At 69.6% G+C, this 15,337-nt stretch carries 13 protein-coding genes and 1 rRNA gene; all 14 read left to right on the top strand.

All coding sequences use genetic code 11. The features are described from left to right. Positions 1-124 precede the first annotated feature (124 nt). Positions 125-1,717 carry an alpha,alpha-trehalose-phosphate synthase (UDP-forming) gene (otsA, locus tag CRP27_RS05025; protein WP_097179670.1) on the top strand — a complete coding sequence of 531 codons (1,593 nt, stop codon included), beginning with the start codon at positions 125-127 and terminating at the stop codon, positions 1,715-1,717. After that, positions 1,710-2,492 carry a trehalose-phosphatase gene (gene otsB / locus CRP27_RS05020; RefSeq protein ID WP_097179669.1) on the top strand — a complete coding sequence of 261 codons (783 nt, stop codon included), beginning with the start codon at positions 1,710-1,712 and terminating at the stop codon, positions 2,490-2,492. The genes otsA and otsB overlap by 8 nt, the downstream gene beginning before the upstream one ends. A 90-nt stretch (positions 2,493-2,582) precedes the next feature. Next, entirely contained in the window at positions 2,583-4,277 is a 1,695-nt protein-coding gene (gene ilvD, locus CRP27_RS05015; protein ID WP_097179668.1) for a dihydroxy-acid dehydratase, read from the top strand. Positions 4,278-4,323: 46 nt separating this feature from the next. Further along, a complete protein-coding gene (locus tag CRP27_RS05010) occupies positions 4,324-6,147 on the top strand; it encodes an acetolactate synthase large subunit (protein ID WP_097179667.1) in 1,824 nt (607 codons plus the stop codon). Further along, entirely contained in the window at positions 6,144-6,644 is a 501-nt protein-coding gene (gene ilvN / locus CRP27_RS05005; protein WP_079236388.1) for an acetolactate synthase small subunit, read from the top strand. Before CRP27_RS05010 ends, ilvN begins: the two co-directional genes overlap by 4 nt. Positions 6,645-6,685: 41 nt before the next feature. Next, positions 6,686-7,711, top strand: coding sequence for a ketol-acid reductoisomerase (ilvC, locus tag CRP27_RS05000; protein WP_079236387.1), 1,026 nt, complete (start codon positions 6,686-6,688; stop codon positions 7,709-7,711). Positions 7,712-7,918: 207 nt separating this feature from the next. Then, on the top strand, positions 7,919-9,109 hold the full coding sequence (locus CRP27_RS04995; protein WP_097179666.1) for a mannitol-1-phosphate 5-dehydrogenase: 1,191 nt from the start codon (positions 7,919-7,921) through the stop codon (positions 9,107-9,109). 62 nt (positions 9,110-9,171) lie between these two features. Next, entirely contained in the window at positions 9,172-9,612 is a 441-nt protein-coding gene (locus CRP27_RS04990; RefSeq protein ID WP_079236385.1) for a hypothetical protein, read from the top strand. After that, entirely contained in the window at positions 9,609-9,989 is a 381-nt protein-coding gene (locus CRP27_RS04985; protein WP_097179665.1) for a hypothetical protein, read from the top strand. The genes CRP27_RS04990 and CRP27_RS04985 overlap by 4 nt, the downstream gene beginning before the upstream one ends. A gap of 160 nt (positions 9,990-10,149) precedes the next feature. Then, a complete protein-coding gene (gene serA / locus CRP27_RS04980) occupies positions 10,150-11,739 on the top strand; it encodes a phosphoglycerate dehydrogenase (protein WP_079236383.1) in 1,590 nt (529 codons plus the stop codon). Positions 11,740-11,752: 13 nt separating this feature from the next. Further along, positions 11,753-12,820 (top strand): 3-isopropylmalate dehydrogenase, encoded by a 1,068-nt coding sequence (locus CRP27_RS04975; RefSeq protein WP_097179664.1) that lies wholly within the window; start codon positions 11,753-11,755, stop codon positions 12,818-12,820. Between the two features lie 15 nt (positions 12,821-12,835). Next, positions 12,836-13,945, top strand: coding sequence for a branched-chain amino acid aminotransferase (locus CRP27_RS04970; RefSeq protein WP_097179663.1), 1,110 nt, complete (start codon positions 12,836-12,838; stop codon positions 13,943-13,945). A 30-nt stretch (positions 13,946-13,975) separates the two neighbouring features. Next, the gene (locus CRP27_RS04965) at positions 13,976-14,746 is read left to right on the top strand and encodes a fumarylacetoacetate hydrolase family protein (RefSeq protein ID WP_079236381.1); all 771 of its coding nucleotides are present in this window, start codon (positions 13,976-13,978) and stop codon (positions 14,744-14,746) included. 499 nt (positions 14,747-15,245) lie between these two features. Further along, a 16S ribosomal RNA gene (locus CRP27_RS04960) occupies positions 15,246-15,337 on the top strand; the annotation flags it as partial.

Here is a 15,337-nt window from a genome sequence, read left to right as displayed (position 1 = left end):
CCCCCGACACGTCGGATGCAGCATACCGGAAGCCGCCGATCCGCCGTGAATCCGCTGTCGGCACGCTGGTAACTTACGGCTGGACCCGGCGCTGAGCCGGGCGGAACGGAGACACCACCACCCCATGGCAGCACCCCGCACCGAACAGACCCGCTACGCCTTCGTCGTCGCCTCGAACCGCCTGCCGGTCGACCGCGTCGTCGACGAGGACGGCAACGAGGGCTGGCGGCACTCGCCAGGCGGCCTCGTCACGGCACTCGAGCCGGTGATGCGGGCGAACGACGGTGCCTGGGTCGGCTGGGTCGGCCAGCCCGAGGTCGAGGTCGAACCGTTCGACAACGAGGGCATCCACATCGTGCCCGTCCCGCTCAGCGACGCCGACGTCGAGGAGTACTACGAGGGCTTCAGCAACGACACCCTGTGGCCGCTCTACCACGACGTCATCGAGCACCCGAGCTACCACCGCGACTGGTGGAACGCCTACAAGCGCGTGAACGAGCGGTTCGCCGCGCAGATCGCCGAGATCGTCGAGCAGGACGGCATCGTGTGGGTGCAGGACTACCAGCTGCAGCTCGTCCCGGCCCTGCTGCGGGAGCGCCGCCCCGACCTGACGATCGGCTTCTTCAACCACATCCCGTTCCCGCCGGTCGGCATCTACGCACAGCTCCCGTGGCGTGCGCAGATCCTCGACGGGCTGCTCGGCGCCGACGTGATCGGGTTCCAGCGTCACGACGACGCGAGCGACTTCCTCCGTGCGGTCCGCCACATCAAGGGCTACACGACCAAGGGCCAGACGATCGACGTCCCGGTCGACGACCCGGACGCACCGCGCAGCCGCAAGGGCATCACCGTGCGCCACGTCGAGGCACGCCACTTCCCGATCTCGATCGACGCCGCCGGCTTCGAGGAGATCGCGCACCGTCCCGAGGTCCAGGAGCGCGCGCGGGAGATCCGCGAGAGCCTGGGCAACCCGAAGACGGTCCTGCTCGGCGTCGACCGACTCGACTACACGAAGGGCATCCGGCACCGCATCAAGGCCTTCGGCGAGCTCGTCGAGGACGGCCGGATCGCGGTGGAGGACGCCACCCTCGTGCAGGTCGCGAGCCCGAGCCGCGAACGCGTCGACACCTACGCCGCGCTCCGTGACGAGATCGAGCTGACGGTGGGCCGGATCAACGGCGACCTCGGTGTGATCGGCCACCAGCCCATCGCCTACCTCCACCACGGGTACCCGCGCGAGGAGATGGTGGCGCTGTACCTCGCCGCGGACATCATGCTCGTCACCGCGCTGCGCGACGGCATGAACCTCGTCGCGAAGGAGTACGTCGCGGCCCGGTTCGACAACGACGGCGTCCTCATCCTGTCCGAGTTCGCCGGTGCCGCCGACGAGCTCAAGCAGGCGGTCATCGTCAACCCCCACGACATCGGCGCGCTGAAGGACTCGATCCAGCGCGCGATCGAGATGCCGCGCCGCGAGCGCTCCACGCGCATGCGCGCGCTCCGGAAGCGCGTCCGCGACAACGACGTGGCGCGCTGGTCGCGCTCCTTCCTCGAAGCACTCGACCGGCACGCCCCGCGGAACGCCCAGATCGACCCGTCGGCGGCGGACCCGAAGGACCAGCACCGCGAGGCGCAGACGGACAACATGTCGATCTTCGACCAGGACGCCCAGACGGCGCGTGCTGCCGAGGACACCCGGGAGGCGCGTGATGCCTGAGACGACCACCGACCAGACCGCCGTCGACGCGGCCCTCGAGACGCTCGCGGCTGCGCCGCGACTCATCGTCGCCCTCGACTTCGACGGCACGCTCGCGCCGTTCGCCGACGACCCGGCGCACGTCGGCGCGCTGCCCGGCTCGTGGGCGGCCGTGCTCACGCTGCACCGCGCGGCGGACACCGAGGTCGTGCTCGTCTCGGGGCGGCCGCTCGACAGCCTCGCCGCGGTGACGCACGCGCCGGACGGCATGGCCCTCGTGGGCTCGCACGGCGTCGAGTGGCGGGTCGACGGGCACGACGAGGCCGCGTTGACCGACGACGAGCAGGCCAGGGTCGCCCGGATCGGTGCGGCACTCGACGAGGTGGGGGAGCGGTTCCCCGGCGTGGTCATCGAGCACAAGCCCGCTGGGCACGGTGTGCACACCCGACGGGTGAGCGCCGAGGTCGCGGCAGAGGCGAACGCGGCTGCGAGCACCGCGGCGCACGAGGCCGACCCGGACGTGCTCGAGCGCGGCGGCAAGGACATCGTCGAGTTCGCCGTCCGGCACGTCACGAAGGGCGACGCGATCGCCCGCCTGCGCGACCTGCACGGCGCGGACGCGGTGTTCTTCGCCGGGGACGACGTCACCGACGAGGACGCCTTCCGCGTGCTCGGCGACGGCGACGTCGGCGTGAAGGTGGGGGAGGGCGAGACGCTCGCCGCCTACCGGGTCGCCGATCCGGCGGCGCTGACCGGGGTCCTGAAGCAGCTCGCCCGCCTGCGCGCGGTGCGCTGACCAGGGCGATCCGTTCCTCCAGGCGGGGTTTCACCATGCGAACGCATGTTGTTGTCCGATTGGTATCCCAACTGCGCCTAGACTCGCTCCATGCCTGACATCGACGTGAAGCCCCGCAGCCGGGTCGTCACCGACGGGATCGAAGCAACCACCTCGCGTGGCATGCTCCGGGCCGTCGGCATGGGCGACGAGGACTGGGAGAAGCCGCAGATCGGGATCGCGTCCTCCTGGAACGAGATCACCCCCTGCAACCTGTCCCTCGACCGCCTCGCGCAGGGCGCCAAGGAAGGCGTCCACTCGGGTGGCGGGTACCCGCTCCAGTTCGGCACCATCTCCGTCTCCGACGGCATCTCGATGGGCCACGAGGGCATGCACTTCTCCCTCGTCTCGCGCGAGGTCATCGCCGACAGCGTCGAGACCGTCGTGAACGCCGAGCGCCTGGACGGCACCGTCCTGCTCGCCGGCTGCGACAAGTCCCTGCCCGGCATGCTCATGGCCGCTGCCCGCCTCGACCTCGCGAGCGTCTTCCTCTACGCGGGCTCGGTCATGCCGGGCTACGTGAAGCAGGCCGACGGCTCCTTCAAGGAGGTCACGATCATCGACTCCTTCGAGGGCGTCGGTGCGTGCAAGGCCGGCACCATGTCGGAGGAAGAGCTCAAGAAGATCGAGTGCGCGATCGTCCCGGGCGAGGGCGCCTGCGGCGGGATGTACACCGCCAACACGATGGCCTCCGTCGCCGAGGCCCTGGGCATGTCGCTGCCCGGTTCGGCCGCGCCGCCGAGCGCCGACCGTCGCCGTGACTACTACGCGCACCGATCCGGCGAGGCCGTCGTCAACATGCTCCGACTGGGGCTCACCGCGCGCCAGATCCTGACGAAGGAGGCGTTCGAGAACGCCATCGCCGTCGCCATGGCACTCGGAGGCTCCACCAACGTCGTCCTCCACCTCCTCGCGATCGCGCACGAGGCCGAGGTCGAGCTCACCCTCGACGACTTCAACCGCATCGGCTCGAAGGTCCCGCACCTGGCGGACATGAAGCCGTTCGGCAAGTACGTCATGGTCGACGTGGACCGCAACGGCGGCATCCCGGTGATCATGAAGGCGCTGCTCGACGCCGGGCTGCTGCACGGCGACGTCATGACCGTCACGGGCAAGACCCTCGCCGAGAACCTCGCCGAGATCGACCCGCCGGAGCTCGACGGCGAGGTCTTCCGGACGCTCGACAACCCGATCCACGCGACCGGTGGGCTGACGATCCTGCAGGGCTCCTTCGCGCCGGAGGGCGCCGTCGTGAAGACCGCCGGCTTCGACGCCGAGGTGTTCGAGGGACCCGCCCGCGTGTTCGACCGCGAGCGTGCCGCCATGGACGCCCTGACCGAGGGCCGGATCCAGAAGGGCGACGTGGTGGTCATCCGCTACGAGGGCCCCAAGGGCGGTCCTGGAATGCGCGAGATGCTGGCCATCACCGCCGCCATCAAGGGCGCCGGTCTCGGCAAGGATGTACTACTGTTGACGGACGGACGATTCTCAGGCGGCACAACCGGCCTGTGCATCGGCCACATCGCACCGGAAGCAGTGGACGCAGGTCCAGTTGCATTCGTGCGCGATGGCGACCGCATCCGTGTCGACATCGCGGCTCGCTCGCTCGACCTACTGGTCGACGACGCCGAGCTGGAGGCCCGCCGAGAAGGCTGGGCACCGCTGCCCCCGCGCTACACCCGCGGAGTCCTCGCGAAGTTCGCGAAGCTCGTCCAGTCCGCCGCCAAGGGCGCAGTGACGGGCTAGCGTCGACACACGCACCATCGCCATCTCTCCAGGCAAGGAACACCTCATGCCCACGGAAGCCACTCCGCTGTCCGCGGCCGCCGGTGCACGCCGGACGCCGGAGATCCTGACCGGCTCGGGAGCCGTCCTCCGGACGCTCGAGCACCTCGGGATCACCGACGTCTTCGGCCTGCCGGGCGGTGCCATCATCCCGTTCTACGACGAGCTCATGGCGTCCACGACGATCCGCCACGTCCTCGTCCGTCACGAGCAGGGCGCCGGCCACGCCGCCGAGGGCTACGCGTCCTCGTCCGGCAAGGTCGGTGTCGCCATCGCGACCTCCGGTCCCGGCGCGACCAACCTCGTGACCGCGATCGCCGACGCCTACATGGACTCGGTGCCGTTCATCGCGATCACCGGGCAGGTGTTCTCGACCCTGATGGGGACGGATGCCTTCCAGGAGGCCGACATCGTCGGCATCACGATGCCGATCACGAAGCACTCCTTCCTGGTCACCGACCCGGCCGACGTCCCCGCGACGCTCGCGGCCGCGTACCAGATCGCGACGACCGGTCGCCCCGGTCCGGTCCTGGTCGACATCACGAAGGACGCCCAGCAGAAGTCGGCGCCGTACGTGTGGCCGCCGAAGATCGACCTGCCCGGGTACCGCCCGGTGACCAAGGCGCACGGCAAGCAGATCGCCGCGGCCGCCCAGCTGCTGTCCGAGTCGGAGCGCCCGGTGCTCTACGTCGGCGGCGGCGTGGTCCGGTCCCGGGCGACGGCCGAGCTCCTCGCCTTCGCCGAGGCCACCGGCGCCCCCGTCGTCACGACCCTGATGGCGCGGGGAGCGTTCCCGGACTCGCACCCGCAGCACCTCGGCATGCCCGGGATGCACGGCACCGTCCCCGCGGTGCTCGGGCTGCAGGACAGCGACCTCATCATCGCGCTCGGCGCCCGGTTCGACGACCGCGTGACGGGCAAGGCCGACGAGTTCGCGCCGAACGCCAAGGTCGTGCACGTCGACATCGACCCCGCCGAGATCTCGAAGATCCGGTTCGCGGACGTCCCGATCGTGGGCGACGCGCGCGAGGTCCTGAAGGACCTGCTCGACGCGTGGAACGCCGTCCCGACCGACGAGCGTGCCGCGATCGCCGAGTGGTGGGCGAAGCTCGAGCAGCTGAAGGTCGACTTCCCGCTCGGCTACGCGGAGCCGACCGACGGGCTCCTCGCCCCGCAGGCGATCATCAAGCGCATCGGCGAGCTCACCGGACCCGAGGGCGTGTTCGCCTCCGGGGTCGGCCAGCACCAGATGTGGTCCGCGCAGTTCATCAAGTACGAGCGGCCCAACGCCTGGCTCAACTCCGGCGGCGCCGGCACCATGGGCTACTCGGTCCCCGCGGCGATGGGCGCGAAGGTGGCCCAGCCCGACCGCGTGGTCTGGGCGATCGACGGCGACGGCTGCTTCCAGATGACGAACCAGGAGCTCGCGACCTGCGTCATCAACGACATCCCGATCAAGGTCGCGATCATCAACAACTCGTCGCTCGGCATGGTGCGGCAGTGGCAGACGCTGTTCTACGACGGCCGGCACTCCTTCACCGACCTGCAGACGGGTCACGGCACCCGTCGGGTCCCGGACTTCGTGAAGCTCGCCGACGCGTACGGTGCCCTCGGCATCCGCGTCGAGAAGGCCGACGAGGTCGACGCCGCGATCCAGCTCGCCCTCGAGACCAACGACCGTCCCGTGGTGATCGACTTCGTCGTGAGCCGCGACTCGATGGTCTGGCCGATGGTCCCGCAGGGCGTCAGCAACTCGTCCATCGAGTACGCCCAGGCCCTCGCGCCCACCTGGGACGACGAGGACGCCGACATGACGGGGGAAACCGCATGAGCCACGTCCTCTCCCTCCTCGTCGAGGACAAGCCGGGTCTGCTGACCCGTGTCGCCGGCCTGTTCGCGCGCCGCGGCTTCAACATCGAGTCGCTCGCCGTCGGCAACACCGAGGTCGAGGGCCTGTCCCGGATCACGGTCGTCGTCGACGTCGAGGACCTCCCCCTGGAGCAGGTGACGAAGCAGCTCAACAAGCTGGTCAACGTCATCAAGATCGTCGAGCTGGACTTCTCGCAGTCCGTCCAGCGCGAGCACATGCTCGTCAAGGTGCGTGTCGACAACCAGACGCGCTCGGCGGTGCTCGAAGCAGTGAACCTGTTCCGTGCCCAGGTCGTCGACGTGGCGACCGACTCCCTCGTCGTCGAGGTCACCGGGGACCCCGGCAAGATCCAGGCGATCCTCCGCGTGCTCGAGCCGTACGGCATCAAGGAGCTCGCCCGTGCGGGCCTGCTCGGCATGGGCCGCGGACCGAAGAGCATCACCGACCGGGTGCGCTGAGCGCCCGCCCAAGACCACCAGAACCAAGGAGACACACCCTCGTGACTGACATCGTGTACGACGCCGACGCCGACCTGACCCTCATCCAGGGCAAGAAGGTCGCCGTCATCGGGTACGGCTCGCAGGGCCACGCCCACGCCCTCAACCTCCGCGACTCGGGTGTCGAGGTCAAGATCGGCCTGCAGGAGGGCTCGAAGAGCCGCCAGAAGGCCGAGGAGGCCGGGTTCGAGGTCCTCACCCCGGCCGAGGTCACCAAGTGGGCGGACGTCGTCGTGATCCTCGCGCCGGACCAGGTCCAGCGCATCGTCTACAAGGACGACATCGAGCCGAACCTGCAGCCGGGCGCGACGCTCGTCTTCGGCCACGGCTTCAACATCCGCTTCGGCTACATCCAGGCGCCGGAGGGCGTCGACGTGTCGCTCGTCGCCCCGAAGGGCCCGGGTCACACCGTGCGCCGCGAGTACGAGGCCGGCCGCGGCGTGCCCGTGATCGTCGCGGTGGAGGTCGACGCCTCCGGTTCCGCCTGGGACCTCGCGTGGTCGTACTCGAAGGCCATCGGCGGCCTCCGCTCGGGTGGCATCAAGACCACCTTCACCGAGGAGACCGAGACCGACCTGTTCGGCGAGCAGGCCGTCCTCTGCGGTGGCACCTCGCAGCTCATCCAGTACGGCTTCGAGACCCTCGTCGAGGCGGGCTACCAGCCGCAGATCGCCTACTTCGAGGTCCTGCACGAGCTCAAGCTCATCGTCGACCTCATCTGGGAGGGCGGCCTCACCAAGCAGCGCTGGTCGATCTCCGACACCGCCGAGTTCGGTGACTACGTCTCCGGCCCGCGCGTGATCTCGCCCGAGGTCAAGGAGAACATGAAGGCCGTCCTCGCGGACATCCAGAACGGTGCCTTCGCGAAGCGCTTCATCGACGACCAGGACGCCGGCGCGCCGGAGTTCAAGGCGCTCCGTGCGAAGGGCGAGGGCCACCCGATCGAGGCCACCGGCCGTGAGCTCCGCGCCCTCTTCGCGTGGAAGCAGAACGACGGCGACTACGTGGACGGTTCCGCCGCGCGGTAGTCTTCCGAGGACTCGACGACGAGGCGGCGGTGCACCCTGCACCGCCGCCTCGCGACGTGACCCGAACGTTATGCAGCAGCTCCAGAACGAACCCGACGACGCCGTCCGGCGTCCCTTCGCCGTGCCCGCGGCACCTGCGCGACACATGTCGCGCGCTGACGGCACCGTGTGGCAGAACCGCACCGAGACCCATGGGAGGATCGTCGGATGGCGGTGACGAAGCGAGCGGTCCACATCGGCGCCGGCAAGATCGGGCGTGGGTTCGTGGGCCAGTTCCTGGTCGCGAGCGGCTACGAGTTGACCTTCGTCGACGTCGACGACCGCGTCGTCTCCGCCCTCAACGAGGCCGGCCGCTTCGTGGTGCACGAGGTCGGCGAGATGCCGGTCGAGCACCTCGTCTACGGGTTCACGGCGCTCAGCAGCAAGACCGACCGCGAGCAGGTCATCCAGGCCATCGCCGAGGCGGACGTCGTCACCACCGCCGTCGGTGCACGGACACTGCCGCTCGTCGCACCCGTGATCGCCGAGGGGCTCGCGGCCCGGCCGCTCGAGCGCGGCGACGTCACGATCGTCGCCTGCGAGAACGCGTTCAACGCGACCGACTCCCTGCACGCCAGCATCCGCCGCGCCCCCATCCTCGAGGACCGCGACATCGCCGCGGTCTTCGCGAACTGCGCCATCGACCGGATCGTGCCCGACCAGTCCGGCGTCCTCGGGCAGTCCGGCGGTCTCGACGTCGTCCTCGAGCCGTTCTACGAATGGGTGATCGAGCGCACCCCGTTCGCCGACTCCGACGCCGAACCGCCAGCGATCGACGGCGTCACCTGGGTCGACGACCTGCAGCCCTTCGTCGAGCGGAAGCTCTACACGGTGAACACCGCCCACGCGACGGCCGCGTACCACGGCTACGTCCGGGGCATCCGCCTCATCCGGGAGGCCCTCGAGGACCACGCCGTCCGCGCCGAGGTCGACGGGGTCCTCGCCGAGACCACGGCACTCCTCATCGCGAAGCACGGGTTCGATCCGGCGGAGCACGCGCGCTACGTCGCCGCGAACCTCTCCCGCATCGCGAACCCGCACCTGCCCGACACGACGGTCCGCGTCGGCCGGAACCCGCTCCGCAAGCTCGGCCGCCGGGAGCGCTTCGTCGGTCCCGCCTCGCAGCTCGCCGAGCGCGGGCTGCCCGTCGACCACCTGCTCGGCGCCGTCCGGGTCGCCCTCGACTTCGACGACGAGAACGACCCCGAGTCGATCGAGCTGCACGCGCTCCTGCGCTCCGGTGCCACGGCGCACGCGCTCACCGAGATCCTCACGGGCCTGATGGAGAGCCACCCGCTGTTCCCGGCCGTGCGCGACGTCGTCGCCCAGGTCCTCGAGACGCAGCCCGCCGACGCCTGACCGGCTGCCGCACAGGCGGTCCATGGTCGAGCCGATGCGGCTCGCCTCGTAGAATCGGGTGCATGACCACGGCAGCATCCCCGCCCGACGGCTCGGTCGACCACGACGACGACGCCCTCAGCTGGGGCGACGCCGACGACGCGACCCACGTCGACGCGGCCCACAACCCGGTCGCCGTCAAGGACCGCGGGGTCCGCGACCCCGAGGCCCCCGAGACCTCCGGCGCCCTGATCGGCTTCGGCGTGTTCGGCGGTCTCTACCTGCTCTACACGGTCGCGTGGCTGCTCACCGCGTCGACCTCCTACGTCTCGAACGTCGACACCGTCCTGACCGTCTTCGTCGAGGTCCTGCGCTTCCTGTCGATCGTCGCGCCCGCCCTCTGGTTCACGGTCGTCCTCTGGGCCGGTCGCGGACGCCGGACCCGCACCCGCCTGCTCTGGATGCTCCTCGGTGCCGCGGTCCTGTTCCCGTGGCCGTTCCTGATGACGCGGAGCTTCGGGTGACCGCCGCGACGCCGACCGTCCGTCGGTCCTCGCGCGCGCTGGCCGGCCGTGTCGTGATCTGGGCGGTCTTCGCCGTCCTGTTCGCCTACATGACGGTGCAGGCCGTCGGGAACCTCTCGCAGATCTCGCAGAAGGTCACCGAGTTCAACGCCTTCCTCGACTCCACCTCCGGCGGTGACTCCCTCAAGACGAGCACGCCGTGGCTCTGGCTGGTCCTCGACATCCTGATCGCACCCGTCGCGTTCGTCGTGGCCCTCGTGGTCACCCGCCGCTCGAGCCTGCCGGTGACCCTCGGCGTCTTCGTCGTCGCCTTCGCGGCCGCCGGCGCGCTGTGGCTGGACCTGCAGCTGTTCGTCCCGAGCCTGTTGCAGTTCTAGAAGCCGCCCAGCACCACGGACTGGAGGCGCGTGGCGGGCCCGCCACGCGCCTCCAGTCCGTGGTGCGGTCACCCACAGGACCGTCGCTGCGGTCGTAACCACGTGCGCACGTCGATACGATGGTGGGATACCGCCCGTCTCGTGTGAGGAAACTGCAGCTGTGCCGAAGCCGGTCGTCCTGATCGCCGAAGAACTCTCGCCCGCCACAGTCGACGCCCTCGGGCCCGACTTCGAGATCCGGAACGTGGACGGTACCGACCGCCCCGCCCTCCTGGCCTCCCTCGCCGACGCGCACGCCATCCTGGTGCGCTCCGCCACCAAGGTCGACGCCGAGGCGATCGCCGCGGCCCCGAACCTCAAGGTCGTCGCCCGCGCCGGTGTCGGCCTCGACAACGTCGACATCAAGGCGGCCACCACCGCCGGCGTGATGGTCGTCAACGCGCCGACCTCGAACATCATCTCCGCGGCCGAGCTCACGGTCGGCCACATCCTGTCGCTCGCGCGGCACATCCCGGCCGCGCACGCCTCGCTCGCCGCCGGCACCTGGAAGCGCTCCGCGTACACCGGGGTCGAGCTGTACGAGAAGACCGTCGGCATCATCGGTCTCGGCCGGATCGGCGCGCTCATCACCCAGCGCCTGCAGGCGTTCGGTGTCCAGGTGATCGCGTACGACCCGTACGTCACCACGGCCCGTGCCCAGCAGCTCGGGGTCGAGCTCGTCTCGCTCGAGGACCTCCTCAAGCGCGCCGACTTCACCACCATCCACATGCCGAAGACGCCGGAGACAGTCGGCATGATCTCGGACGACCAGTTCGCGCTCATGAAGCCGACCGCGTTCGTCGTCAACGTCGCCCGCGGCGGGCTGATCGACGAGGACGCGCTGCACCGCGCGCTCACCTCGAACACGATCGCCGGCGCCGGCCTCGACGTCTTCGTGTCGGAGCCCCCGAAGGACTCGCCGCTCGTCGCCCTCCCGAACGTCGTCGTCACGCCGCACCTCGGCGCCTCGACGGACGAAGCACAGGAGAAGGCGGGTGTCTCGGTCGCCAAGTCGGTGCGGCTCGCCCTCGGCGGCGAGCTCGTCCCCGACGCGGTGAACGTCGCCGGTGGCGTCATCGACCCGTACGTGCGTCCGGGCATCCCGCTCGTCGAGAAGCTCGGCCAGGTCTTCACCGGTCTCGCCACGTCGCCCGTCACGAGCATCGACGTCGAGGTGCACGGCGAGCTCGCCGAGTACGACGTCAGCGTGCTGAAGCTCGCGGCGCTCAAGGGCGTCTTCACCGACGTCGTCAGCGACCAGGTGTCCTACGTCAACGCTCCGCTCATCGCGGAGCAGCGCGGGGTCTCCGTGCGGCTCATCACCGACTCGGACAGCCCGGAGTACCGCAACGTGCTCACCATCCGTGGCGCGCAGTCCGACGGCCCCGCGATCAGCGTCTCCGGCACCCTCACGGGTCCGAAGCAGATCGCGAAGCTCGTCGAGATCAACGGCCACGACGTCGAGGTCGCCCTCGCCGAGCACCACGTGGTCATGGTCTACACGGACCGTCCGGGCATCGTCGCCGTCTACGGCAAGGAGTTCGGCGAGGCCGGCATCAACATCGCGGCCATGCAGATCTCGCGCGAGGCCGCCGGCGGCCAGGCGCTCAGCGTGCTCACCGTCGACTCGCCGGTCCCGGCCGAGATCCTCGAGCACGTCCGGTCCACGATCGACGCGGCGTCGCTCCGCGAGATCGACATCACGCTGTAGGGGAGTGGCGGACATGACACAGACGGTGAAGCTCGCGGTCATCCGTGGGGACGGCATCGGGCCCGAGGTCGTCGACGAGGCGCTGAAGGTCCTGCACGCCGTGCTGCCGGAGGACCTCGTGGTGGAGGAGACCCCGTTCTCGCTCGGCGCCACGCGGTTCCTGGAGACCGGGGACATCCTCACCGATGACGACATGTCCGCCATCGCCACCCACGACGCGATCCTGCTCGGTGCGGTCGGCGGGGACCCGCGGGACCCCCGGCTCGCCGGCGGGATCATCGAACGCGGGCTGCTGCTGAAGCTGCGGTTCGCGTTCGACCACTACGTCAACCTCCGGCCGACGAAGGTGTACGACGCCGTCGAGACCCCGCTCGCCGACCCGGGCGAGGTCGACTTCGTGGTCGTGCGCGAAGGCACCGAGGGGCCGTACGTCGGCAACGGCGGCGCGATCCGCACGGGCACCCCACACGAGATCGCGACCGAGGTGTCCCTCAACACCGCGTACGGCGTCGAGCGGGTCGTCCGGTACGCCTTCGAGCTCGCGAACCGTCGGACGCGCAAGCACCTGACGCTCGTGCACAAGAGCAACGTGCTCGTGCACGCCGGAGCCCTGTGGCAGCGCACCGTCGCGGCCGTCGGGCAGGAGTACCCGGACGTCACGGTGGACTACCAGCACGTCGACGCCGTCACCATCCACATGGTGAAGGAACCTGCTAGGTTCGACGTCATCGTCACCGACAACCTCTTCGGCGACATCATCACCGACCTTGCCGGCGCGATCAGCGGCGGCATCGGTCTGGCGGCCTCGGGCAACATCAACCCGGACGGCACCTTCCCCAGCATGTTCGAGCCGGTCCACGGCTCCGCGCCGGACATCGCGGGTCAGCAGAAGGCCGATCCCACGGCCGCCATCCTGTCCGTCGCACTGCTGCTCGACCACATCGGTCGCAGCGACCTCGCGTCGGCGGTCACGCGGGCGGTCGAGGCCGATCTGGCTGACCGGGGCACCACGCAGCGTCGCACGGCCGAGATCGGCGACGCCATCGCCGCCGCGGCCACGGCACGCACCACCACCGCCTGACAGGAGTCTCCCCAGATGAGCACCGACACCGCCTTCGGACTCGAGTTCGCCACCACCCCATCGGCCGAGCGTCGCGCCGCCGCCGAGCGCGAGGAGATCCTCGCCGACCCGGGCTTCGGCAAGCACTTCACCGACCACATGGCCACCGTGCGGTGGACGCTCGACGAGGGGTGGCACGACGCCTCGGTCCACCCGTACGGGCCGATCAGCCTCGACCCGAGCGCGAGCGTCCTGCACTACGCGCAGGAGATCTTCGAGGGGCTGAAGGCCTACCGGCACGCGGACGGTTCGGTGTGGACCTTCCGTCCGGACGCCAACGCCCGGCGGTTCCAGCGGTCCGCCCGGCGACTGGCGCTCCCGGAGCTCCCGGTGGAGACCTTCGTCGAGTCGATCCGGCAGCTCGTCCGGACGGACGTCGACTGGGTGCCGTCCGCGCCCGAGACGAGCCTGTACCTGCGGCCGTTCATGATCGCGACGGAGTCGTTCCTCGGGGTCCGCGCGGCGCAGGAGGTCGCGTACCACTGCATCGCGAGCCCGGCCGGCGCGTACTTCACCTCCGGGCCGAAGCCGGTGTCGATCTGGCTGTCGACGCAGTACGCCCGCGCCGGCAAGGGCGGGACGGGTGCGGCGAAGACCGGCGGCAACTACGCGTCGTCCCTGCTGCCCCAGCAGGAGGCCTACGAGCACGGCTGCCAGCAGGTGATGTTCCTCGACTCGGTGGAGGGCAAGTACCTCGAAGAGCTCGGCGGCATGAACGTCGTGCTCGTGAAGTCGGACGGCACGCTCGTGACGCCCGACTCGGACTCCATCCTCGAGGGGATCACGCGCGACTCGATCCTGCAGCTGGCGGAGGACCGCGGCCTGCGGGTCGAACGTCGCCGGGTGACGCTCGACGAGTGGCGTGACGGCGTCGCCGACGGCTCGATCACCGAGGCGTTCGCCTGTGGCACGGCCGCCGTCGTGACCCCGATCGCGGAGCTCCGCGGCGAGGGCTTCACGATCGGTTCGCCGACCGTGGGCGCCGGCGAACTGACGATGTCCCTGCGCGAGGAGCTCACCGACATCCAGTCCGGCCGTCGTCCCGACCCGCACGGGTGGATGACGCGCCTGACCGACCCGGCCTGAGGTCCAGGCGAGCGTCGGTAGGCTCCAACGGTGAAGATCGCACGGTTCAGCAGCAAGGGTGAAGACCCGCGGTACGGCATCCTCGACGAGCGCGACCTGGTCGTGTTGGCGGGGGACCCGATGTACCAGGGGTTCGAGACCACGGGGGAGCGGGTGCCGCTCGCCGACGCCAAGCTCCTGGCGCCGGTGATCCCGCGGTCGAAGGTCATCGGCGTCGGGCTCAACTACGCCGAGCACGCGTCCGAGATGGACGAGCGCGCGGGGGACGACCCGGTGGTGTTCCTCAAGCCGAACACCTCGGTGATCGGTCCGGAGGACCCGATCCGTCTCCCGGCGGGCGTCGGACGCGTCGACCACGAGGGTGAACTCGCCATCGTGATCGGCTCCCTCGCGAAGAACGTCACGCGTGAGGACTTCGCGAGCGTCATCCTCGGCTACACGATCGCCAACGACGTCACCGCCCGCGACCTGCAGGCGCGCGACGGGCAGTGGACGCGGTCGAAGGGCTTCGACACGTTCTGCCCGCTCGGTCCGGCGATCGAGACCGAGATCGACCCGTCGGACATCCGCATCGAGACCCGCGTGGACGGTGACCTGCGTCAGGTGGGCTCGACCAGCGAGATGGTGCACGACATCCCGTCCCTCATCGAGTTCATCTCGTCGATCTGGACGCTCCTGCCCGGTGACGTGATCCTGACCGGGACCCCGGCCGGCGTCGGCGAGATTCGAGACGGCGAGGTCGTCGAGGTGACGATCTCCGGACTGGGCACCCTGAAGAACCCGGTCATCGCCCGCCACTGACCCGCAGCGCCGAACGGCCCGCTCCCCACCGTGGGGGGCGGGCCGTTCCGCGTCCTACCGGGCATCGCGGGTGCCGACACGCCCGGGGTGCAGGCCGGTTGGCGGGGCCCCCGAGGCGTGTGTAGAGTAATCACTCGTTGCCGCTGAGGCGGAGAACGGAACGGCCGAGACGGTCACCGGAGCGAGAGCCCCGGGGATGCAGTCCGGACGGGGTCCCGCTCAGGCAACACATCCCAGTGAAGTCCGACTCTCTGAGTCGTGCCTTCCGGGTGGAGACGAAATGCCTCTCTGGCGGAACCTCTTTCGGGGTCGAGTGGGGAGTGCGTCTGGTCCTTGAGAACTCAACAGCGTGCACATTGTCAATGCCAATTTATTGACCCCGTGCGTGATCAACTTCGGTTGTGATCGTCGGAGACAATTCCTTTTGGATTGAAGATTGTCAGTAGACAGTCAACAGTCAGAATCAACTCGCTGGCACTTCGGTGTTGGTTGTAATTTTTTTACGGAGAGTTTGATCCTGGCTCAGGACGAACGCTGGCGGCGTGCTTAACACATGCAAGTCGAACGATGATGCCCAGCTTGCTGGGTGGA

It is taken from the genome of Curtobacterium sp. 314Chir4.1, assembly GCF_900215175.1.
GTDB lineage: Bacteria > Actinomycetota > Actinomycetes > Actinomycetales > Microbacteriaceae > Curtobacterium > Curtobacterium pusillum_A.
The sequence above is the reverse complement of the archived record's forward strand: the minus strand, read 5'-3'. Positions and strand labels throughout refer to the sequence as shown.

Bases quoted from the DNA above. Each gene is read 5' to 3' on its own strand.
- otsA (WP_097179670.1), top strand. From the start codon at position 125: ATGGCAGCACCCCGCACCGAACAGACCCGCTACGCCTTCGTCGTCGCC.
- otsB (WP_097179669.1), top strand. From the start codon at position 1,710: ATGCCTGAGACGACCACCGACCAGACCGCCGTCGACGCGGCCCTCGAG.
- ilvD (WP_097179668.1), top strand. From the start codon at position 2,583: ATGCCTGACATCGACGTGAAGCCCCGCAGCCGGGTCGTCACCGACGGG.
- CRP27_RS05010 (WP_097179667.1), top strand. From the start codon at position 4,324: ATGCCCACGGAAGCCACTCCGCTGTCCGCGGCCGCCGGTGCACGCCGG.
- ilvN (WP_079236388.1), top strand. From the start codon at position 6,144: ATGAGCCACGTCCTCTCCCTCCTCGTCGAGGACAAGCCGGGTCTGCTG.
- CRP27_RS04995 (WP_097179666.1), top strand. From the start codon at position 7,919: ATGGCGGTGACGAAGCGAGCGGTCCACATCGGCGCCGGCAAGATCGGG.
- CRP27_RS04990 (WP_079236385.1), top strand. From the start codon at position 9,172: ATGACCACGGCAGCATCCCCGCCCGACGGCTCGGTCGACCACGACGAC.
- CRP27_RS04975 (WP_097179664.1), top strand. From the start codon at position 11,753: ATGACACAGACGGTGAAGCTCGCGGTCATCCGTGGGGACGGCATCGGG.
- CRP27_RS04970 (WP_097179663.1), top strand. From the start codon at position 12,836: ATGAGCACCGACACCGCCTTCGGACTCGAGTTCGCCACCACCCCATCG.